This window comes from Thiomonas sp. OC7 (genome assembly GCF_900634595.1).
GTDB classification, from domain to species: domain Bacteria; phylum Pseudomonadota; class Gammaproteobacteria; order Burkholderiales; family Burkholderiaceae_C; genus Thiomonas; species Thiomonas arsenitoxydans.
Genome location: NZ_LR131953.1, coordinates 2,025,677 through 2,045,710, shown reverse-complemented (window position 1 = coordinate 2,045,710; position 20,034 = coordinate 2,025,677). Strand labels below are relative to the sequence as shown.

Below are 20,034 nucleotides of genomic sequence, written 5' to 3'. Positions count from 1 at the left end.
CGCGGCTCAGGTCCAACCCATCAGGCGCAGCAGCATGTCGATGAGCTTGATGCCGACAAAGGGCGCGGCGATGCCGCCAAATCCATAGATCAGCAGGTTGCGGCGCAACAGCACGGCGGCGCCCAGGGCGCGGTAGCGCACGCCCTTGAGCGCCAGCGGAATGAGGGCGACGATGATCAGGGCGTTGAAGATCACCGCCGAGAGGATGGCCGAATCCGGCGAGGCCAGGTGCATGAGGTTGAGCGCGCCGAGCTGCGGATAGGTGGCGACGAAGGCCGCTGGAATGATGGCGAAGTATTTGGCGATGTCGTTGGCGATGCTGAAGGTGGTGAGCGCGCCGCGCGTCATCAGCATCTGTTTGCCGATCTCCACCACTTCGATCAGCTTGGTCGGGTTGGAGTCGAGATCCACCATATTGCCGGCCTCCTTGGCGGCCTGGGTGCCGCTGTGCATGGCCACGGCCACATCGGCCTGGGCCAGCGCCGGGGCGTCGTTGGTGCCATCGCCCGTCATGGCCACGAGCCGACCCTCGGCCTGGGTCTGGCGGATGAGCGCGAGCTTGTTCTCCGGCGTGGCCTCGGCGAGGAAGTCGTCCACCCCGGCCTCGGCGGCGATGGCCGCTGCGGTGAGCCGGTTGTCGCCGGTGATCATCACCGTGCGGATGCCCATGCGGCGCAATTGCGCGAAGCGCTCCTTGATGCCGCTCTTGACGATGTCCTTGAGCTCCACGACGCCGAGCACACGGGCAGGCGACCCGGCTTCGAGCGACGCGCGCTCGGCCACGACCAGGGGCGTGCTGCCGCGCCGCGCCACCGCTTCGACATGCCGCACGACCGCCTCGGGCCAAGCGCTGTCGGTCTCAAGTATCCAGTGCTTGAGCGCGTCGGCCGCGCCCTTGCGGATGAGGCGGCCAGGCAGGTCCACCCCGCTCATACGGGTCTGGGCCGAGAAGGCGACGAAGCTAGCGGCCGGATCGGCGGCGGGCTCATGGGCCGAGCCCTCCTGTCGCGCCAGGGTCACGATGCTGCGGCCTTCGGGTGTCTCGTCGGCCAGCGAGGCCAGGCGCGCGGCGTCGGCCAGTTCAGCTACGCTCACGCCGGGCGCTGGCAGGAACGCGCTGGCCTGACGGTTGCCGAGGGTGATGGTGCCGGTCTTGTCCAGCAGCAGCACGTCGACATCGCCCGCCGCTTCGATGGCGCGGCCCGAAGTGGCCACGACATTGGCCAGCAGCATGCGCCCCATGCCGGCCACGCCGATGGCCGACAGCAGACCGCCGATGGTGGTCGGGATGAGGCAGACCAGCAGTGCGATCAGCACCGTGAGAGTGACCGGAACACCCGCGTGATTGGCGTTCACCGCGTAGATGGAAAACGGCAACAGCGTCACCGTCACCAGCAGGAACACCAGGGTCAGCGCCACCAGCAGAATGGTCAGCGCGATCTCGTTGGGCGTCTTGCGCCGCTTGGCGCCTTCGACCAGGCCGATCATGCGGTCGAGGAAGGACTCGCCGGGATCGGCCGTGCAGCGCACCACGATCCAGTCCGACAGCACCTTGGTGCCTCCGGTCACGGCGGAGAAGTCGCCGCCGGACTCGCGGATCACCGGGGCCGACTCGCCGGTGATGGCGCTCTCATCCACCGCGGCCACGCCTTCGATCACCTCGCCATCGCAGGGCAGCAGATCACCGGCTTCCACGAGCACCACATCGCCACGGCGCAGACTCTCGCCGGGCACCTGGGTCCACGGGGCGCCGGAGCGCGGTTCGGCTAGCTTCTTGGCGACCACGGTTTTTTTCATGCCGCGCAGCGAGGCCGCCTGCGCCCGGGCGCGGCCTTCGGCCAGGGCCTCGGCAAAGTTGGCGAACAACACCGTGAACCACAGCCACAGGGTGACCGCGCCGATGAACCAGGCCGGTGCCTCGCCGTGCCCGGCCAGCGCCTGCAGCCACAGCGCGCTGGTGAACAGGCTGCCCACATAGACCACGAACATCACCGGGTTGCGCCATTGCACGCGGGGATCAAGCTTGGCAAAGGCATCCACCACGGCTGGCCGCAGCAGATCGGCGTCGAATAAGGAAAGGGATGAGCGCGTCATATCAGATGCGAATAGCCCGTAGCAAGTCAGGGGGTTGTTTCATATCCGGTTCATTTCCAGAGCTGCAACTGCTCGACGATGGGGCCCAGGCCCCAGGCCGGGAAGAAGTTCAGCGCGCCCACCAGCAGCAGCACGCCGATGAGCAGGCTGACAAACAGCGGGCCATGCGTGGGCAGGGTGCCGCCGCCTGCAGGAATGCGCTTTTTCGCCGCCAGCGAACCCGCCAGCGCCAAGGTGGGCACCATCACGGCGAAACGTCCGAACAGCATCGCCGCACCGAGCCAGCCGTTGTAGAACGGCGTGTTCACCGACAGCCCGGCGAAGGCGCTGCCGTTGTTGTTCGCGGCCGAGGTGAAGACGTAGAAGATCTCGGAGAAGCCATGGGCCCCGGGGTTGGCCAGTCCCGCCAACCCGGCCGGCACCACGACGGCCAGTGCCGTGCCGAGCAGCACCAGCGCGGGCATGAGCAGCACGGCGATGGACACCATCTTCATGTCGAAGGCCTCGACCTTCTTGCCGACATATTCGGGCGTGCGGCCGATCATCAGCCCGCCGACGAATACGGCCACCAGCGCGAAGACCAGCATGCCCGCCAAGCCCGTGCCAACACCGCCAAACACCACTTCGCCGAGCTGCATGAGCGCCATCGGCACCAGCCCACCCAGCGGCGTGAACGAGTCGATCATGGCGTTCACCGCGCCGCAGGAGGTGGTAGTGGTCACGGCGTTGAACAGCGCCGAGGCGGCGATGCCGAAGCGCGTCTCCTTGCCTTCCATATTGCCACCGGACTGCAGCGCGCCGTGCGCCTGATCGACGCCGAGCGCGGCGATGGTGGGGTTGCCCTGCTGTTCGGCTGCGGCCAGACCGGTGACGGCGACCGAGAACACCAGCGTCATCGCCGCCAGCAGGGCCCAGCCCTGGCGGGTGTCGCCCACGGCCAGGCCAAAGGTGTAGACCAGCGCGGCGGGAATCAGCAGCACCGCGATCATCTCCAGGAGATTGCTCAACGCGTTCGGATTCTCATAGGGGTGGGCAGAGTTGGCGCTGAAAAACCCCCCGCCATTGGTGCCCAGCTCCTTGATCGCCTCCTGCGACGCCACTGGCCCCATGGGCAGAATCTGCTGGGTGACGGTCACGGTCTGCTGCACCGACTGCCCGGCGGCATCGCTCATCGGCTGGCCCGCGGTGTCCAGCTTGGGCGCGACGTAGGTCGTGGACTGCAGCGTGGTGACGGGCGTGTCGGCCGAGAAATTCTGGATGACGCCCTGGCTGACCAGGGCCATCGCCAGCAGCATCGACAGGGGCAGCAAGGCATAGATCGTGATGCGATAGAGATCCACCCAGAAGTTGCCGATCTCGGTGGCACGGTGACGCGCGAATCCCCGGATCAGGGCAAAGGCCACGGCGATGCCCGACGCCGCCGAGACGAAGTTCTGCACCGCCAGCCCCATCATCTGCGTGAGGTTGCTCAGGGTCGATTCGCCCGCATAGCCCTGCCAGTTGGTATTGGTGACAAAACTGATGGCGGTGTTGAAACTGGAGTCGGGGCTGACCGCGCCGAACTGCTGCGGGTTGAGCGGCAGCACGCCCTGCAGCCGCTGCAGCGCATACACCAGCAGCGTGCCCAGCAGGCTGAACACCAGCAAGGCCACGGCATAGCGCGACCAGCGCATCCCGGCGGCATCGACGCCGCACAGCCGCAGCAGACCGGCCTCCAGCCGGGCCAGCGGCCGCCAGGCGGGACCGCCGTCCATGATCCAGGCGAAGTAACGTCCCAGGGGGCGGGCCGCGCCCAGAACCACCAAGAGCAGCACCGCCAGCAAGGCGAAGAATTCGGGCGTCATCAGAAGCCCTCCGCGCGGAACAGCGCCACCAGCAGGTAAATCAGGAGCGCCAGCGCGGCGACCGCGCCGATCCAGACGAATGGACTCACCTCAGCTCCTTTGCAGCAGACGGTCACAGAACGCCACCAGGGCGAAGACCGCGGCGAACAGCGCCAGCGTCAGAGCAATCCAGAACAGATCCATGCAGTTCGACGCCACTGCGCCGCCTCGTGCCATTGATGGATCGAAAGCGTAGGCAGATGTGTGTAAACCGCGCGTAAAAAATGCGGGCCAAAGTACAAGCGCCCACGCACGGCGGCGGAGGGCCTTGCGATCTCAGTCCGTGGCCAGGGTCAGTAGGTGGCCAGCACGTTGAGGAACACGCCCCGGTTGTTGTAGGACAGGTCGGTGAGGTTGTCTGAGAAGTTGGTGAAGTTGTCGCCGACGCCCATTTTGACGTGCTCGTTCATGCGCCGGTACACGGCTAGCAACGCCCCGCTCTGGGCATCGCCGGCCTCTTTGGCGTGCAGGCGACGCCACCCGACCAGGCCGCTCCATTCGCGCACGAAGTGTCACTCGCCGCGCAACACCACGAGGCTAGCGCTGCTGCGCGCGAGGTCGAGCTTGCCCAGCAGGCGACAGGCGGCGGTGAGCTGCTGGCCGAAGCTGTTGCGGGTGAGCCAGGAGGTGCGCTCGCCGGTGAGGTTGCTCTGGTCGTGGCGGTATTACAGACTGGAGGCAAGGACGGTGGCGTTGTAGCCCATGGAGAGCGCGACGACACGGCGCTTGATGTCGCCGTTGAGCGGGTCGCTGATGGTGCCGGTTTCCATTTTCAGCCCGGTGCTCCAGCGCTCGGTGAGCACGAGGTCGACGCCGAAGGCATGGAGCAGGCCAGCCTGACCATAGCCGGTGGTGCGCCGGGTTTCTTCGTACAGGCTGACGCGGTCGTTGAGCTTGCTGCGCGAGCCGACCAGCAGAGTGCCGAAGCGCCCGCGGTAGAGCTGGTCAGGGTGCTGCGTTTCTATCAAGTACCGCACTCAGCGCTTGCGCGCTACCGCATCGACCAGCGCCGAACGCCCGACGTGGCCTGTGCCTTCGTGCAGGGTGGCTTCGTGCTCTTGCAGCAACAACCAGTCGGCCTCGGGCAGCAGCTCGCGCAGCAGTTCGGGGGTGTAGAGATGGTCGGCGCGGCCCGGGCCGCCGGTGCCGTATTCGAGCTGTTTCACCGCGTAGCCCTGCACGCACAGCAGACCGCCGGGTTTGAGGGTGCGCCACAGGCCGGAGAACAGGCGCTCGCGCAGGGCCGGGTCGGCGAACTGCACGAAGATGGCCACGGCGGCATCGAATCGACCCGGCGCCCAGTCCCACTCATCTACCGAGGCGACGTGAAAGTCCACCGATACGCCGCGCTCTTGCGCCCAGCGGCGGGCTTTATCGACGGCGACGGGCGAGAGGTCGAAGGCGGTGACGTGGTGGCCCTGCTCGGCCAGCCAGATGGAATTGCGGCCTTCGCCGTCGGCCGCGCTGAGAATGCGGCTGGCGGGCGCGAAGCGGACGGATTCGCGCACCAAAAAGGCGTTGGGCTCGGCGCCGTAATGCAGGCCGGGCTTGGCGAAGCGGGCGTTCCAGGTTTCGCGCGGATCGGCAAAACTGCCGGCGGGCGGTGTGGCGGGAGTGTGGGCAGTCATGGCGGTATGGACTGATATTGGCAAAAGCAAAACCGCCATTTTGCGCAGTTATTTGAGTTTTTGCCCGGTGCCGTCAAATACCGAAACCGTCACCGGAATGCCCTGGCGCACGCTTTCGCCCACGGTGCAAAACTGCTCGAACTGCATCAGCACGCGGTCGAGCCGCTCCATGCCTTCGGCGGCAGCGCCCATGCGAATATCGACCGTGATGGACAGCACGCGCAGACGACCGGCTTCGTTGCGGCCGATCTCGCCCGTGGCGGTGGTGGTCAGCCCCTTGGGGTCGAGCTTGAATTTGCTCAGGGCGAAATACAGGCTGGAGCTCATGCAGTTGCCCACGGCAGCGAGCAGCAGGTGCGAGGGCGACGGCCCCGCGCCCTCGCCCAGCGGCGGCGGCTCGTCGGTCAGAATGGTGGGGCGGTCGTCGGCAAAGTGCAGGTCGAACTGGTAGGCGTTGATCTGCTTGAGGGTGATGCTGGGGGGCTGTTTATCGTCCATGAAAGCTCCTGAGTGAGGACGCTGCCTGGCGTTGTGCAAGGCTGGCGAGAGGGCAGGCCGGTCCATTTTGCAACCAGACCGATGACGGTCAACTTTAATACCTGAGGCGCGACCCATCCCTTGACGGCGCCCTCTAATATGCGTGTTTCGCCGCGGCTTCTCTGCGGCTGACTGCTCCCGCTGCACCTCGATCTTGGCAACCTCCGAAGAACTCTGGCTCAAGGCCCGCAAAAAAGATATCCGCCCGCAGCTCAATCGCGCCGTGGGGCTGGGGCTGTTTGCCGGCTGGCTGATCATCGTGCAGGCCTGGCTGCTGGCGCGGGTGGTGTCGGCGGTCATCACCCGCCATCAGCATCTCGCCGAGGTGTGGGGTTATCTGGCGGCGATGCTGCCGATATTCGCGCTGCGTTTCGCGCTGATGCGAGCGTCTGAAAACGTGGCCTTCGAAGCTGCGGCGCAGGTGCGGCGCGATTTGCGCGGGCGTCTTTACGAGCATTTGCAGGCGCTGGGGCCCTTGTGGCTCACGCGCCAGTCCAGCGGCGACATCGCCAACACCATCGTGACCGGCATCGACGCGCTCGAAGCCTATTACGCGCGCTACCTGCCCAATATGTCGCTCACGGCGCTGGTGCCGCTGTCGATTCTGGTGTTCGTGCTGCCGCAGGACTGGGTGTCGGGGCTGGTGCTGTTGTTAACCGCGCCGCTGATTCCGATTTTCATGATTTTGATCGGCAAGGGCACGGAAACCCTCAACCAGCAGCAATGGCAGTTGCTCTCGCGCATGAGCGCGCGGTTTCTCGATTCGCTGCAGGGGTTGACCACGCTCAAACTGTTTGGCGTGAGCCGCCACGAGGCCGAGGTAGTGGCCGCGCTCACCGAGGAATACCGCATCGGCACCATGAAGGTGTTGCGGGTGGCGTTTCTGTCTTCGGTGGCGCTGGAGTTCATGTCCACCATCAGCATTGCGATGGTGGCGGTTTTTATCGGCTTTCGCCTGTTTTACGGTGAGATGCAGTTTTTTAACGGCTTTTTCGTGCTGCTCCTTGCGCCCGAGTTTTACCTGCCGCTGCGCAATATGGGCACCTTCTACCACGCCCGCATGGAGGCCATCGGCGCCGCGCAGAACCTACTCAAGCTGCTCGACACCCCGATTCCGCCACACGCCCAAGCCACCGGCGGCACGCAGAAATTGGACGCGGGGCAAGAGGTGCGGATTCGCTTCGACGCCGTGACCGTGCGCCACGCCGCCGATCTGCCGCCCGCGCTCGACGCGGTGAGCTTTGCCGCCCTACCGCGCGGCCTCACCGCGCTGGTGGGCGCCAGCGGCGCGGGCAAGAGTACCGCGCTGCATGCGCTGATGGCGCTGGTGCAGCCCGAGGCCGGGCGCATCCTGGTGAATGAAACGCCGCTGACCGCAGTCGACGCCACCGACTGGCTGCGGCATGTGGCCTGGGTGCCGCAGCGTCCGCATGTGTTCGAGGGCACGGTGCGCGACAACATCGCGCTAGGCCAGTCCGACCCGCTGCAGGACGAAGTGGAGCGCGCCGCCCGCGCCGCGCAGGCGCATGACTTCATCGCCGCGCTGCCGCAGGGCTACGACACCCCGCTGGGCGAGCGCGGTCTGGGCTTGTCGGGCGGACAGGTGCAGCGTTTGGCGCTGGCGCGGGCGCTGCTCAAGCCAGCAAAGCTGGTGCTGCTCGACGAAGCCACGGCGCAGCTCGACGCGCAGACGCAGGCGCAGGTCGGCGAGGCCATTCTGGCCCTGGCAAAAGAGCGCTGCGTCATTCTTGCCGCGCACCGCCTGAGCACGGTGCTGCAGGCCGATCATGTGGTGGTGCTCGAAGCCGGGCGCGTGATCGAGCAGGGCGCGCCCGCCGATCTGCTGGCCGCAGGCGGCGCCTTTGCCCGGCTGGTGCGCGCCCACGAGCCCGCTGTTCAGGAGCAAGCCTGATGCGCTGGAACCCGCTGCCGCCCGATTTCGATCTGCCCCAGGCGCGCGCCGACCTGAAGCGGCTCGTCGGTTTGTTTGCGCCCTACCGCAACTGGATGTTGTGGGGCGCGCTCGCCGCGCTGCTCACCCTGCTCGCCAATGTGGCGCTGATGACGGCCTCGGGCTGGTTCATCGCGCAAATGGCGCTGGTCGGCCTGGTGGGCGCAGCGATGGATTACTTCACCCCGGCCGCCTTCATCCGCGGCATGGCCATCACCCGCACCGCCGGGCGCTATATCGAACGCCTGATCACGCATGAAGCCACTTTCCGGCTGCTGCAGGAACTGCGGGTGTGGTTCTACCGGCGGCTGGAGCCGCTGGCCCCGGCGCGGCTGCAAGAGCTGCGCAGCGCCGACCTGAGCAGCCGCCTCATCAGCGACATCGACGCGCTCAACCACCTCTACCTGCGCGTGCTCGTGCCCGTGGGCGTGGCGCTGCTGGGCGGCGCGCTCATTCTGGGCATGATGACGCTCTACAGCGGGCGGGTGGCGGCGTCCACCCTGCTGTTCCTGCTGCTGGCCGGGGTGGCCGTGCCCCTGCTCACCTTCCGCCTGGGGCATGGCCCGGGGCGGCGGCTGGTTGCGCTGCGCGCCGAATTGCGCAGCGCCGCAGTCGATGGCTTGCAGGGGCTGGGCGAGCTGCGGGTTTATGGCGGGGCGGCGCGGCAGGCGCAGCGCATCGACGCGCTGACCGACGTCATGATCGGCCAGCAGCGCCAGCTCAGCCGCGCCACCGGCCTGTCACAAGGCCTGCTCGGGCTGTCGGCCAATCTGGCGATGTGGTGTGCGCTGCTGCTGGCCATTCCGCTGGTGACCGATGCCGCCATCACCCCGGCCGAACTGCCGATGCTGGCGCTGTTCGTGCTCTCCAGTTTCGAGGCGGTTTTGCCGCTGCCACTGGCGCTGCAGATGCTGGGCGAGACCTTGGCCGCGGCGCGGCGGGTGTTCGGCATTCTCGACGCCCGGCCGCAGGTGGAGGAGCCCGCCGACATGCCTGTGCCGTCGTGGGAGCGCGCCGATGTCGAGATCGATGGGCTGCGGCTGCGCTACCCCGGCGCACGCGGCGAGGCGGCCTGGGCGCTCGACGGCCTGAGCCTGCATCTGCGCGCGGGCGAGCGCGTCGCCCTGGTCGGCCCCAGCGGCGCGGGCAAGAGCACGCTGGTACAGGCGCTGCTGCGGTTCTGGGACTATCAGGAGGGCAGCGTGCGCATCGGCGGCCACGACCTGCGCGCCTGGCCGGGCGGGGCGCTGCGCGCGCACATCGCCGTAGTGTCGCAAGACACCTATCTATTCAACACCACCATCCGCGACAACCTCATGCTGGCCAAACCCGAGGCCACGGAGGACGAAGTCATCTCGGCGTGCAAGGCGGCGCAGTTGCACGACTTCATCGCCGCGCTGCCCGAGGGATATGAAACCTGGGTGGGCGAGGCCGGCATGCGGCTGTCGGGCGGACAGGCGCGGCGCGTGGCCATCGCCCGCGCGCTGCTGCGCAACGCGCCGCTGCTCATTCTCGACGAACCCACCGAGGGTCTGGACGCGCTGACCGAGCGCGATCTGCTGCGCGACCTGGTGCAACTGATGCAGGGCCGCACCGTGCTGCTGATCAGCCACCGCATCGCCGCGCTGCCCGCTGCGGTCGACCGGGTGCTGGTGATGGAAGCCGGCCGGGTGGTGGAGGCCGGCGCGCCCGCCGAGTTGCTGGCGCGGCAGGGCGGCGCCTTCCGCGCGCTGCACGACGCGCTGTAAATCGGCTCAGGTCATGCGCGGCAACAGCCCGCGCAGGCTCAATCCGTCTTCGCTCAGCGCGGTGGCGATGGCCAGGCGCAGGGGGCCGATGCGGCTGGAGGCATCGAGCACCAGCCGTCGCACCAGACGGGCCGGGCCGCGGTCGTCGGTGTAGAGCGTGGCGATGGCTTGCGTGGCCAGATACAGCGGGCGCGTCGCGCGGCGATGCGCCGCCTCGAAGCGCTGCAGGCGCTCGGGCGCGGCGATGTCGGTACCCGCGCGCGCGGCGGCCAGAATTTCGCGCGACAGCAGATCGACGCCGTGCAGACCGAAGTTGAAGCCATGCGCGGTCACCGGGTGCATGCCCACGGCGGCGTCGCCGATCAAGGCGAAACGCGGCGCGACGAAGCGCTGGGCATAAACCCCGACCAGCGGATAGGTGTGACGGCTGCCCGCGCGTTTCATTTCGCCCAGACGACCCTGATAGCGCCGGGTGATGTCGCGCTCGAAGTCGGCGTCGGGCAGCTCCAGCAGGGCCTGCATCTCATGCTGCGGCAGGGTGAGCACCACGGACGAGAGGTGTTCGGACAAGGGCAGCAAGGCCAGGGTCTGGCCGATGCCGAACCACTCCCACGCGGTGTGGTGATGCGGCTGCTCATGCTGCATGCGGCACACCAGCATGGTCTTGCCGAAGTCGTGCGAGTCGGCCCCGATGCCCATCTTGCGGCGGGTTTCGGAGAACCGGCTGTCGGCGGCGATCAGCAGCTTCGCCCGGATAGTCTGGGCCGGGGCAGCGGCCGCCGCTGCCTGCGCCGGTTCGAGGTCGAGCTCAACGCCCTGCGCATCGGTGCGCACCGCGCCCAGGCGGGTCTGGTCGTACAGGGTGTATTCGCTTTGGCCCTGCACCGCAGCCCAAAGCGCGCGGCGGATTTGCTGATTGGGCACGAGGGCGCCGAGCTGGGTTTTGCCGCGCAGCGGCGATACGCGCATGGGATGCGGATCGTTGCCGTTGAGCACCACGGCGTGTTCGAGCGGAAACACCTGATCGGGCGCGATGTGGTCGAACACCCCGGACTCGCGCAAGGTGCGCAGGGTGCGCAGGCTGAGCGCAATTTCGCGGCCGTCGAAAGGGGGGTCGGCCAGCGCGGCCGCGCTTTGCTGCTCGACGAGGGCGATGCGCAGGCCGCTGCCAGCCAGCGCCCGCACCATGGACAGACCGGCCGGGCCGGCGCCGATGATGGCGAGATCGAACGTCATGTCAAAGTCCTGTGAAGCGGTCATAAAGAAAGTTTGTCCAGTGTTTACAGCCGCGCCATTTCCAGCGGCGCTTCACCATACACCGCGCGCGCCAGCACCCGCAACGCCGCGCGCAAACCCTCTTCGAGCACCGGGTGATAGAAGGGCAGGGTGAGCAGTTCGGCCACGGTCATGTTGCGCTGCAGGGCCAGGGCCAGCAGATGCCCCAGATGCTCGGCGCCGGGCACGCACATCTCCGCCCCCAGCAGTTTGCCGCTGCCGGGCTCGGCGTACACATGCAATTGTCCGGCCGCGCGCAGCATGGCCATGGCGCGCGCCTGCTGGGCGAAGTTGAACCCGCCGGTAGCAAACGACCGCCCCTGCAACGCCTGCCAGGTCTGGCCGACCACGGCAATCTGCGGATCGGTGAAGGCAATCGCCAGCGGCACGCGGCGGCGAAAGCGCGTCGGGCCATGCAGGGCATTGAAGGCGGCGATGAAGCCTTCGTCGGACGCCTCGTGCAGCACTTGCAGCTCGCCGTTGACGTCGCCGGTGAAATACACCGGCAGGTCGCCGATCTGCAAGGTGTTGCGGTCGAAGTCGGGCAGGCCGCGGGCGTCGAGCGGCACGCCCAGCGTCTGAAGCCCAAGGCCGTCGGTGTTGGTGCGCCGCCCCATGGCTGCCAGCACGGCATCGACCTCGACCGGGCTTTCGCCGTCGTCCACGATCAGCGTGCCCGCAGCCCCTTCGCGCAGATCGACGGCGCGGCCCAGATGCAGAGGAAATTCGGCGCCGATGCGGTGTTGCGCCTCGGCCTGGATGACCGGATCGGTCAACGGCCCGAGGCTTTCGCGCAGCTCGAAGCCGTGCACGTCCAGGCCCAGCCGTGCCAGCGCCTGCCCCAGTTCGAGGCCGATCACCCCCAGCCCGACCACGGCGATGCGGCGCGACAGATCGGGGCGCTCGAACAGGTCGTCGGTGGTGAGAATGCGGTTGCCAAACGCCTGCCACGCTTGCGGCACCACCGGACGGCTGCCGGTGGCGATGAGAATGCGGTCGGCGGTGATGACCTCTTCGCGTCCGTCGTCATGGGTGACGATGACGCGACCCGGCCCGTCGAGCCGGGCCCGCCCGGCGATGTTCTGCGCAGGCTGCAGGCTGTGAGTCGCGCCCATCACCCCGGCCACGCGCGCATCGCGGTAGTCGCGCACCCGCTGCAGCACGGCGGGCAGATCGACCTTGAGCCCCTCGCCGCCCCGAATACCCAGGGTAGCCAGCTGACTGCCGCGATGAAAGTCGTCGGCCGCCTGGATCAGCGCCTTGGACGGCATGCAGCCTACGCGGGCGCAGGTGGTGCCGTAGGGGCCGTGGTTGATGATGACAAAGTCGTCGGTGTGCTTGCGCACCTGCGACAGCGCGGTGAGCCCGGCTGTGCCGGCGCCAAGGATGGCGATATGAACGTGACGCACGGAGGAACTCCGGTGAAGAGGACTGCGCGCCAGTCTATCGGCGCGGCTTGACGCCCGTTTTGGGCAGGGTCAAGCCGCGCGGTGCAAAACACTTCAGGTGTGATCGTGCACGGCGGCGTGCTCGGCCTCGGCGTGCACCATGGCGAGCATGGCATCGCGCTTGTCGGCGGTGCCGAACATCGGGCTGGTGCCCACCACCTGATGGTTGGCCGCCTTCAGCGTGAAATAGGCACGGCCGTCGCTGGCGACCTGTTTTTCAAAGCGCTCGGGCAGCACGCTGTTCTTTTTCACCGAGGCCATGCCATTCTCTGCGGAGGCCTTGCTCTCGTAGTGCTCGCTGCTCAGCAGCGTGCCGCCATCGGCCGCTTTGAGCGAAAAGTGGAACTGGCCTTTTTCGTTTTTGTGCAATTCAAAGCTGACTGCCATAGAGAACTCCTGGATGGGTAAGTCGAAGCCGGGCGACGCAGGCGCTTGTCAGGCAACGCGCGCCGATGGACGAATGGGAACAAGGGCAGGGACGAAGCCTCCCCGCACGCCCCGAATGGTCGGCGCGTTCTGTGACAAATGCAAGACTTGCGACCCAACTTTTGACTATAGTTGACAGATCGACCGCGTATTGGGGGTCGATCAGCCGAGGGTGGATCAGCCGGCCTGCTGCTCCAGCGCGAAATGCGCCCCATTGAATTGCCCGAGCACCCCGGTCAACCAGGGCAGCACCTCGCGCAAGGTGGCGTGCAGCGTCCACGGCGGGTTGATGAGGAACATGCCGCTGCCCAGCAGGCCGAAGCCACTGGCGTCGGGTTCGCGTACCTGCATGCGTACATCGAGCCAATCGGCCTGGCCTGCGATGCGGCGCAGCTGTTGCGGCAGCAGGTGCGACTCGCGCCGCTGCAGCACCGGATACCACACCGCATAGGTACCGACGGCAAAGCGCTGCAGCGCGTCGCTGACCGTGTTGCGCAGCGCGGCGTAATCGGTCTTGAGTTCGTAAGACGGGTCGAGCAGCACGACGGCGCGGCGGTCTTGCGGCGGCAGCAGGCTTTTGAGGGCGACAAAACCGTCGGCGCAGCGAACCTGCACCCCCGGCTGCGCGCCGAAGGTGGCGTCGAGCACGCGGTGATCGGTGGGATGCAGCTCGAACAGCCGCAGCTTGTCTTGCGGCCGCATGAGCTGGTGGGCAATGCCGGGCGAGCCGGGGTAGTAGAGCAGCGGGCCGCCCGTGTTGAAGGCGCGAATCTGCGCGAGGTAGTCTTGCACCGCCTCCGGCGCGTCCTTGCGGCTCCAGAGGCGCTCGATGCCGTCGGCATACTCGGCATTTTTTTGCGCGGAGGCTTCGTGCAGCGGGTAACCCCCGGCGCCCGCGTGGGTGTCGATCACCCAATAGGGTTTTTCTTTGCGGTTCATGTGCCGGAGCACCTGCACCAGCACCAGATGTTTGAGCACGTCGGCGTGGTTGCCGGCGTGAAAGGCGTGTCGGTAGGCGAGCATGTGTGCACTGTAGCCGCTGACGCGTCGGGGAGAAATCCTGCGGCACAATGCCGTTCTGAATCTGCGGCGCGTCTTGCTGCGCCGCCCCATCCTGCACCGCCATCATGTCCTTCCCTTCTCCTGCAACCGCTTCCGCGCCAAGTGCGCTCCCCAACGCGCTCGACTTCATCCGTTTCGCCGTCGACAGCGGCGTAATTGCCTTTGGCGACTTCACCACCAAGGCGGGGCGGCAGTCGCCCTATTTTTTCAACGCAGGTTTGTTCAACGACGGCGCCATGCTGGCGCGGCTGGCGCAGTTTTATGCGCGCGCGCTGCTGGAGAGCGGCGTGGCGTTCGACATGCTGTTCGGCCCGGCGTACAAGGGCATTCCGCTCGGCGCGGTGGTCGCGGTGGAACTGGCGCGGCTGGGCCGCAATGTGGGCTTCGCCTACAACCGCAAGGAAGCCAAGGATCACGGCGAGGGCGGCAGCACCGTGGGCGCGCCCATCCGCGGCCGGGTGGTCATCGTCGATGACGTGATTTCCGCGGGAACGGCCACGGGCGAATCGGTCCGGCTGATCCGCGCGGCAGGGGCCGAACCCGCCGCCGTGCTCATCGCGCTCGACCGCCAGGAGAAGGCCGCAATTGAGGGCCGCACCCTCGACGTTTCTGCCGTACAGCACGTCAGCCGCGAGTACGGGCTGCCGGTCATTTCCATCGCCAATCTCGACAGCCTGCTCGCCTATCTGGCCGACAGCGGGCACCCAGAGCTGGCGCGCTGGCGGCCCGCGGTACAGCAGTACCGCGACACTTACGGGGTCTGACACAGCACGCAAGAGTCGCGAACGAATCCGCCATGACCCTCAAGCTGCGCGCGCCGCTCGGCATCTCTTTTTCCGCGCTGCTGTTGTGGAGCTTTGCGCTGGTGGGGCTGCCGCTGCTCATCGGGCTATCGGTCACGGCGTATCTGTTCGATCAGGTGGCCACGCAGGCGCGCAGCTCGGTGGCCGTGGCGGTGCAGCTCACGCGCACCTCGCGCCAGATCGCCCAAGACATCGACAACCTGCAGCGGGCCAGCGGCCAGTGTCTGGTGCTGCAGGACGCCGCGCTGTGCAGCGGGGTAAAGCAGGCGCATGAGGCCTATGTGCAAGATGCCTCGCAGCTCCAGGCCATGCCGCTGCCGCCCGACCAGCAGCACACCCTCCACAGCCTGAACACGCGGGAAGCGGCGCTGTTTTCCGGGGTCATGGCCTCGGGCAAGGTGAAGGATGGCGCTCGGGTGTTCAACGCGCTCAACCCGCAATTCGACGCCATGCGCCTGTCGGCCGACAGGCTGATCAACCACAGCAACGGCCTGGTCGATGCGCTGGAAGCGCGGCTGCTGCAGGTCTCCAACCGCGTGTGGTCGGTGCTGGGCTGGCTGGCGCTGGCCAGCGTGAGCCTGTCGGTCTGCCTGGCGCTGCTGTTTTCCTGGCTGCTCAGCCAGCCTTTGCGGCAGATCAAACGCTCCATCCGCCGTCTGGGCGAAGGGCAGCTCGATCAGGCGCCCAGCGTGGCCGGGCCGCGCGATCTGGTCGATCTGGGCGTGCAACTTGACTGGCTGCGCCGCAGGCTGGCCGATCTGGAGGCGCAGAAAATCCAGTTGCTGCGGCATGTGTCGCACGAGCTCAAAACCCCGCTGGCCTCGATGAAAGAGGGCGTGGACTTGCTGGCCGAAGGCGTGCCCGGCCCGCTCAACGCCGAGCAGCAGTCGATCACCCGCATCATGCGCGGCAATGTGCGCGACCTGCACCACCGCATCGACAGCCTGATCCATTACGACAGCGCGCTGCATCACCCCGAACCGCTGCAGATCGGCCCGGTGAAGCTGCGGCTATTGCTCGCCAGTTTGATCCGCCGCAATCATCTCACGCTGCGGGCGAAGGGCGTGCATGTGGAGTGCGGCTGTGCTGCGCTACAAGTGCAGGGCGACCGCGCCAAGCTGGAAAGCCTGTTCGAGAACCTGCTGGTCAACGCCATCCGTTTCAGCCCGCAGGGCGGCCGAATCGGATTCGACGCCAATCGGGTCGAAGGCGGCGTTGAAATCTGCGTCAGCGATCAGGGCCCGGGCGTGGCGCCGGAAGACCGCAAGCAGTTGTTCCAGCCGTTTTTCCAGGGCCGCAACCAGCCGGCCAGCGCCTTGCGCGGCACCGGGCTCGGTCTGGCCCTGGCGCGGCAATACGCCCAAATGCACGGCGGCACCTTGGAGCTCGCGCCCCACCCCGGCCCCGGCGCGGTGTTTCGCGTGTTTCTTCCAGACCAAGCTCAAAATCCGGTATGACCTTGCCACGTTTTCTACGCCAACGCTTCATTCTTTCTCTCGCGCTGCCGCTCGCGCTGACGTCCTGCGCCGAACTGCCGCGGTTGGCTCAAATGGCCGCACCAACGACCTCCGGCTCGGCCCCGACCGATCGCCTCGACGAAACCACCCTCGACCGCCTGCTGCGCGACACCCCGCAGACCGCGGGCCCGGCGCTGCAGAGCCAGACGACGCGGCTGCTGGTGCTGGGCAAGCGGCGCGGGGTTGCAGAACAACTGCAGCTCGCCATGCTGCTGCTGGCGCGCGGCGAGCCGGGCGACGCCGAACTTGCACAGAATTTGCTTGAAGGTGTGCGAGCCCGCGCTGACGATGTGCCGATGCGCAACTTCATCACCCTGCTGCAGCGCGATGCCGCGCAGCAACTCGCCCTGCAGCAGGCGCAGAAAAACGTCCAGGCCCTGCAAAAGCAGATCGATCAGATCAAATCGCTGGAGACCCAGCTCCAGAACCGCAGCCGCTGATCCCACGCCATGCCCGCAACCGTTCTTCTGGTGGATGACGACCCCGACCTGCGCCAGCTGCTGGCCATCCGTCTGCGCTCGGCCGGTTATGCGCCCGTCACCGCCGCCAGCGGCGCCGAGGCGCTGGGCAGCCTGGCGGCCAGCCGCCCCAGCGCGGTCATTACCGATCTGCGCATGGACGGTATGGACGGGCTGTCGCTGTTCGAGCACATCCGCGCGCAAGACCCCTCGCTGCCGGTCATCATTCTCACCGCGCACGGCACCATTCCCGACGCGGTGGACGCCACGCAGCGCGGCGTGTTCGGCTTTCTGACCAAGCCGTTCGAAGCGCGCGAGCTGCTTGCTCTGCTGGAGCGTGCGATCGCGCTGCAGCCCAAGCAAGCCGCCGCGCCCTCGCCCAAGGACGAAGCCTGGCGCGCCGACATTCTCACCGCCAGTCCGCGCATGCTCGCACTGCTGTCCGAAGCCGGGCTGGTGGCGCGCAGCGAGGCCAGCGTGCTCATTCGCGGCGAGTCGGGCACCGGCAAGGAAATGCTGGCCCGCGCCATTCACCGCGCCAGCCCCCGGCAGGCCGGGCCGTTCATCGCCATCAACTGCGCCGCCATTCCCGAAACCCTGCTCGAATCGGAGCTGTTCGGTCATGCCAAGGGTTCGTTCACCGGCGCCAGCCAGGCGCAGACCGGGCTGTTTCAGCAGGCCAGCGGCGGCACGCTGTTTCTCGACGAAATCGGCGATATGCCGCTGCCTCTGCAGGTCAAGCTGCTGCGCGTGCTGCAAGAGCGCCAGGTGCGCCCGCTGGGCGCGGCGCAGGCGGTCGATGTGGACGTGCGCATCGTCTCCGCCACCCACCGCGATCTCGACGCCGCCATTGCCCTCGGCCAGTTTCGCGACGACCTGTATTACCGCCTCAATGTCGTCACCCTGCACCTGCCGCCGCTGCGCGAGCGACGCGAAGACATCGCCATGCTGGCGCAGCATGCGCTGAAGATTCTCACCCCCCGGCTGCACCGGCGCATCACCGGCTTCACGCCCGACGCGCTCGATCTGCTGCAACAACAAGACTGGCCCGGCAATGTGCGCCAGCTTATGAATGTGGTCGAGCAGTGCTGCGCGCTGAGTACCACCAGCCGCATACCGGCCACCTCGGTGACGCGAGCGATGCGGCTCAAACCCACCACCCTGCTGCCTTTCGCCGAAGCCCGCGAACAGTTCGAGCGCGACTATCTGGCCCAGTTGCTCAAGATGAGCAACGGCAATGTCGCCCAGGCCGCGCGGCTGGCGCAACGCAACCGCACCGAGTTCTATCGCCTGCTCGGCAAGCACCATCTCGACCCGGCGCAGTTCAAAGCCGCTGCCGAAGAAGCGCCGCCGCAAGACTAGGGCTTGTCGCACTGTCGCTCCACCGCGACAAAAATCATTCGATAAATCAAGGTGTTGCCAAAACACCGGGCAATCCGTCGCCGCTGCCCGACGCTTTTCTTGGGCAAATCGGCCGTTTGTCGCTGATTTGTGTGATTTTTTCCCTCACCTCCCTCTGAAAGCACCCCGGTGGCACAGGGTTTGCACTAGGACTGCGCGCAGATCGCATTGGGTCGATCTGCCCCCAACCGGAGAATCCTCATGCACACCCATCCTTCCCCCGCAGCCCCGCATCCCGAAATCGCCCTGGCCCGATTCCACGCCATGCAGCGCCAGCTGTACGCGCTCGCCGCGCAACTGCGGGCGCTTTACCAGCCCGATCCGCTGGCCCGGCTGCAGCGTCAGCAGGCGCACGACCTCGACCTTCTGCAACGCGAGTTTGACGCCAGCGCCTTGGGCGCATCCCCGCGCCCGATCCGCTCGTCCGGGCCGCGGCGCTGACTCGCCCCTGCCCCCAACTCACCCTGACAGGAGAACCGCCATGTTCACTATCGACTGGTCTGTATTCACCCCTTATTCCGCCCTTGCAGGCGGCGCGTTGATCGGCGCCGCAGCGGGCGCGCTCGCCTTGGGCGGCGGCAAGATCGCGGGCATCAGCGGCATTCTGGGCGGCTCGCTCAGCGACGCTCTGGCCGCGCGTCGCCCAGCCTCGTGGCGGCTGAGTTTTCTCGTCGGCGTGCTCGCGGCTTCGGTACTGTGGGCGCTGTCGATGCCCCTGCCCGGCGCGCAATTCGAGGCGCCCTGGGGGCTCCTGCTCGTCGGCGGTCTGCTGGTGGGGGTGGGCGCGCGGCTGAGTTCGGGCTGCGCCAGCGGCCACGGTGTCTGCGGGTTGGCGCGGCTGTCGCGCCGCTCGCTCGCCGCCGTGGCCACCTTCCTCTCCACCGGCATCGTCACCGCCGTGTCGGTTCATGCCCTGCTGTACTGACCCCGAATTCTCAAGGAGATCCTCATGAACAAGCTCGCGTTTTTCTCCGGCCTGCTGTTCGGCCTGGGCGTGCTGCTTTCCGGCATGACCAACCCCGACAAGGTGCTGGGTTTTCTCAATATCGCCGGCGCCTGGGACCCCAGTCTGTTGCTGGTTCTCGTCACCGCCGTCGTCGTGGCCTTCGTGCCCATGCAGCTTGCGCAGCGTCGCAGCAAGGCGCTGCTGGGCGAGTCCATCGCCTTTCCCGATACCCGCAGCATCACCGGCAAGCTGATTCTGGGCAGCGCGGTGTTCGGTATCGGCTGGGGCATGACCGGGCTGTGCCCCGGCCCGTCGCTGGCCTCACTGGCTTCGCTGCACGCGCCGCAATGGCTGTTTTTCGCCAGCATGATGGCCGGCATGGCGGGCTTCGAGCTGTGGCAGCGCGCCGCGGCCAAGTCATCGCAAACCGCACCGCTCCAAACAAACCGCAAGGCCGCCCCGCTGACGGCCAAACCCTGAAGGAGGCTCTCATGTCCACAACTTCCCCGATGCGCTACCCGCTACGCCCTGCCGGAACCGAGCGGCCGCGCTCCAACACGCCCCGCCCGGCGCTACCCGCCGCCCCTGACGACGCCGACCAGCGCCTGCGCGCGCAGGTGCTGGAGCGGCTGAGCCAGACTTCTCTGCGCCACCTCGGCATTCAGATCGAGGTTCAGGAAGGCTTGGTGCGGCTGTGCGGCACCCTGCGCGACCCCAAGCTGCGCACCCATGCGGAATGGCTGGTGTTCACCACGGCAGGGGTGCAGGCGGTGTGCAGCGATTGGCAGATCGACCCCGGCAGGGCTCCGTCCTCGCCGCATTAACACCCGTTCACGCCCATCCCCGAATTCGGCGCC

21 protein-coding genes are annotated in these 20,034 nt (G+C 67.2%); 10 read left to right on the top strand and 11 right to left on the bottom strand.

Annotation, left to right across the window (positions count from 1 at the left end; all coding sequences use genetic code 11):
• Positions 1-6: 6 nt before the first annotated feature.
• The 7 genes from kdpB to BIO17B3_RS09785 all read right to left on the bottom strand — a co-directional run bounded on the left by kdpB (position 7) and on the right by BIO17B3_RS09785 (position 6,103).
• Positions 7-2,094 (bottom strand): potassium-transporting ATPase subunit KdpB, encoded by a 2,088-nt coding sequence (gene kdpB, locus BIO17B3_RS09815; protein ID WP_156053899.1) that lies wholly within the window; start codon positions 2,092-2,094, stop codon positions 7-9.
• 50 nt (positions 2,095-2,144) lie between these two features.
• The gene (gene kdpA / locus BIO17B3_RS09810; RefSeq protein ID WP_156053898.1) at positions 2,145-3,938 is read right to left on the bottom strand and encodes a potassium-transporting ATPase subunit KdpA; all 1,794 of its coding nucleotides are present in this window, start codon (positions 3,936-3,938) and stop codon (positions 2,145-2,147) included.
• On the bottom strand, positions 3,938-4,027 hold the full coding sequence (kdpF, locus tag BIO17B3_RS09805; RefSeq protein WP_172979044.1) for a K(+)-transporting ATPase subunit F: 90 nt from the start codon (positions 4,025-4,027) through the stop codon (positions 3,938-3,940). Before kdpF ends, kdpA begins: the two co-directional genes overlap by 1 nt.
• Positions 4,028-4,270: 243 nt before the next feature.
• The gene (locus BIO17B3_RS09800; RefSeq protein WP_156053896.1) at positions 4,271-4,483 is read right to left on the bottom strand and encodes a hypothetical protein; all 213 of its coding nucleotides are present in this window, start codon (positions 4,481-4,483) and stop codon (positions 4,271-4,273) included.
• A gap of 159 nt (positions 4,484-4,642) precedes the next feature.
• Positions 4,643-4,954, bottom strand: coding sequence for a hypothetical protein (locus BIO17B3_RS09795; protein WP_156053895.1), 312 nt, complete (start codon positions 4,952-4,954; stop codon positions 4,643-4,645).
• Positions 4,955-5,605 carry a class I SAM-dependent methyltransferase gene (locus BIO17B3_RS09790; RefSeq protein WP_156053894.1) on the bottom strand — a complete coding sequence of 217 codons (651 nt, stop codon included), beginning with the start codon at positions 5,603-5,605 and terminating at the stop codon, positions 4,955-4,957.
• A 48-nt stretch (positions 5,606-5,653) separates the two neighbouring features.
• The gene (locus BIO17B3_RS09785; RefSeq protein ID WP_156053893.1) at positions 5,654-6,103 is read right to left on the bottom strand and encodes an OsmC family protein; all 450 of its coding nucleotides are present in this window, start codon (positions 6,101-6,103) and stop codon (positions 5,654-5,656) included.
• Positions 6,104-6,296: 193 nt separating this feature from the next.
• Here BIO17B3_RS09785 and cydD point away from each other — a divergent pair, with 193 nt between their 5' ends.
• Together cydD and cydC are read left to right on the top strand one after the other, a co-directional pair.
• A complete protein-coding gene (gene cydD / locus BIO17B3_RS09780) occupies positions 6,297-8,054 on the top strand; it encodes a thiol reductant ABC exporter subunit CydD (RefSeq protein ID WP_156053892.1) in 1,758 nt (585 codons plus the stop codon).
• The gene (cydC, locus tag BIO17B3_RS09775) at positions 8,054-9,841 is read left to right on the top strand and encodes a thiol reductant ABC exporter subunit CydC (RefSeq protein ID WP_156053891.1); all 1,788 of its coding nucleotides are present in this window, start codon (positions 8,054-8,056) and stop codon (positions 9,839-9,841) included. The genes cydD and cydC overlap by 1 nt, the downstream gene beginning before the upstream one ends.
• A 6-nt stretch (positions 9,842-9,847) precedes the next feature.
• Here cydC and ubiM read toward each other — a convergent pair whose 3' ends face one another.
• The 4 genes from ubiM to BIO17B3_RS09755 form a co-directional block, all read right to left on the bottom strand.
• A complete protein-coding gene (gene ubiM / locus BIO17B3_RS09770; RefSeq protein WP_156053890.1) occupies positions 9,848-11,077 on the bottom strand; it encodes a 5-demethoxyubiquinol-8 5-hydroxylase UbiM in 1,230 nt (409 codons plus the stop codon).
• A 44-nt stretch (positions 11,078-11,121) separates the two neighbouring features.
• Positions 11,122-12,525, bottom strand: coding sequence for a dihydrolipoyl dehydrogenase (locus BIO17B3_RS09765; protein WP_156053889.1), 1,404 nt, complete (start codon positions 12,523-12,525; stop codon positions 11,122-11,124).
• 93 nt (positions 12,526-12,618) lie between these two features.
• On the bottom strand, positions 12,619-12,951 hold the full coding sequence (locus tag BIO17B3_RS09760; protein WP_156053888.1) for a YegP family protein: 333 nt from the start codon (positions 12,949-12,951) through the stop codon (positions 12,619-12,621).
• Between the two features lie 216 nt (positions 12,952-13,167).
• On the bottom strand, positions 13,168-14,013 hold the full coding sequence (locus BIO17B3_RS09755) for a 23S rRNA (adenine(2030)-N(6))-methyltransferase RlmJ (RefSeq protein ID WP_156053887.1): 846 nt from the start codon (positions 14,011-14,013) through the stop codon (positions 13,168-13,170).
• 104 nt (positions 14,014-14,117) lie between these two features.
• Here BIO17B3_RS09755 and pyrE point away from each other — a divergent pair, with 104 nt between their 5' ends.
• The 8 genes from pyrE to BIO17B3_RS09715 all read left to right on the top strand — a co-directional run bounded on the left by pyrE (position 14,118) and on the right by BIO17B3_RS09715 (position 20,001).
• A complete protein-coding gene (gene pyrE, locus BIO17B3_RS09750; protein WP_156053886.1) occupies positions 14,118-14,816 on the top strand; it encodes an orotate phosphoribosyltransferase in 699 nt (232 codons plus the stop codon).
• A gap of 32 nt (positions 14,817-14,848) precedes the next feature.
• A complete protein-coding gene (locus BIO17B3_RS09745; protein ID WP_156053885.1) occupies positions 14,849-16,312 on the top strand; it encodes a HAMP domain-containing sensor histidine kinase in 1,464 nt (487 codons plus the stop codon).
• Positions 16,309-16,812 carry a hypothetical protein gene (locus BIO17B3_RS09740; protein ID WP_156053884.1) on the top strand — a complete coding sequence of 168 codons (504 nt, stop codon included), beginning with the start codon at positions 16,309-16,311 and terminating at the stop codon, positions 16,810-16,812. The genes BIO17B3_RS09745 and BIO17B3_RS09740 overlap by 4 nt, the downstream gene beginning before the upstream one ends.
• Positions 16,813-16,821: 9 nt before the next feature.
• Positions 16,822-18,192: a sigma 54-interacting transcriptional regulator gene (locus BIO17B3_RS09735; RefSeq protein WP_156053883.1), complete on the top strand. Its 1,371-nt coding sequence runs from the start codon at positions 16,822-16,824 to the stop codon at positions 18,190-18,192.
• Positions 18,193-18,432: 240 nt separating this feature from the next.
• Entirely contained in the window at positions 18,433-18,672 is a 240-nt protein-coding gene (locus tag BIO17B3_RS09730; RefSeq protein WP_013121873.1) for a hypothetical protein, read from the top strand.
• Positions 18,611-19,156, top strand: a complete 546-nt coding sequence (locus BIO17B3_RS09725; protein WP_370512637.1) for a YeeE/YedE family protein — start codon at positions 18,611-18,613, stop codon at positions 19,154-19,156. The genes BIO17B3_RS09730 and BIO17B3_RS09725 overlap by 62 nt, the downstream gene beginning before the upstream one ends.
• Before the next feature lie 24 nt (positions 19,157-19,180).
• Positions 19,181-19,657, top strand: a complete 477-nt coding sequence (locus BIO17B3_RS09720; protein ID WP_156053882.1) for a DUF6691 family protein — start codon at positions 19,181-19,183, stop codon at positions 19,655-19,657.
• 11 nt (positions 19,658-19,668) lie between these two features.
• Complete coding sequence (locus BIO17B3_RS09715) at positions 19,669-20,001, top strand: BON domain-containing protein (RefSeq protein WP_013121870.1); 333 nt, start codon at positions 19,669-19,671, stop codon at positions 19,999-20,001.
• Positions 20,002-20,034 lie beyond the last annotated feature (33 nt).

Bases quoted from the DNA above. Each gene is read 5' to 3' on its own strand.
- kdpB (WP_156053899.1), bottom strand. From the start codon at position 2,094: ATGACGCGCTCATCCCTTTCCTTATTCGACGCCGATCTGCTGCGGCCA.
- BIO17B3_RS09740 (WP_156053884.1), top strand. From the start codon at position 16,309: ATGACCTTGCCACGTTTTCTACGCCAACGCTTCATTCTTTCTCTCGCG.
- BIO17B3_RS09790 (WP_156053894.1), bottom strand. From the start codon at position 5,605: ATGACTGCCCACACTCCCGCCACACCGCCCGCCGGCAGTTTTGCCGAT.
- BIO17B3_RS09730 (WP_013121873.1), top strand. From the start codon at position 18,433: ATGCACACCCATCCTTCCCCCGCAGCCCCGCATCCCGAAATCGCCCTG.
- BIO17B3_RS09715 (WP_013121870.1), top strand. From the start codon at position 19,669: ATGTCCACAACTTCCCCGATGCGCTACCCGCTACGCCCTGCCGGAACC.
- BIO17B3_RS09755 (WP_156053887.1), bottom strand. From the start codon at position 14,013: ATGCTCGCCTACCGACACGCCTTTCACGCCGGCAACCACGCCGACGTG.
- BIO17B3_RS09785 (WP_156053893.1), bottom strand. From the start codon at position 6,103: ATGGACGATAAACAGCCCCCCAGCATCACCCTCAAGCAGATCAACGCC.
- kdpA (WP_156053898.1), bottom strand. From the start codon at position 3,938: ATGACGCCCGAATTCTTCGCCTTGCTGGCGGTGCTGCTCTTGGTGGTT.
- BIO17B3_RS09745 (WP_156053885.1), top strand. From the start codon at position 14,849: ATGACCCTCAAGCTGCGCGCGCCGCTCGGCATCTCTTTTTCCGCGCTG.
- cydC (WP_156053891.1), top strand. From the start codon at position 8,054: ATGCGCTGGAACCCGCTGCCGCCCGATTTCGATCTGCCCCAGGCGCGC.
- BIO17B3_RS09735 (WP_156053883.1), top strand. From the start codon at position 16,822: ATGCCCGCAACCGTTCTTCTGGTGGATGACGACCCCGACCTGCGCCAG.
- pyrE (WP_156053886.1), top strand. From the start codon at position 14,118: ATGTCCTTCCCTTCTCCTGCAACCGCTTCCGCGCCAAGTGCGCTCCCC.
- BIO17B3_RS09720 (WP_156053882.1), top strand. From the start codon at position 19,181: ATGAACAAGCTCGCGTTTTTCTCCGGCCTGCTGTTCGGCCTGGGCGTG.
- BIO17B3_RS09760 (WP_156053888.1), bottom strand. From the start codon at position 12,951: ATGGCAGTCAGCTTTGAATTGCACAAAAACGAAAAAGGCCAGTTCCAC.
- ubiM (WP_156053890.1), bottom strand. From the start codon at position 11,077: ATGACGTTCGATCTCGCCATCATCGGCGCCGGCCCGGCCGGTCTGTCC.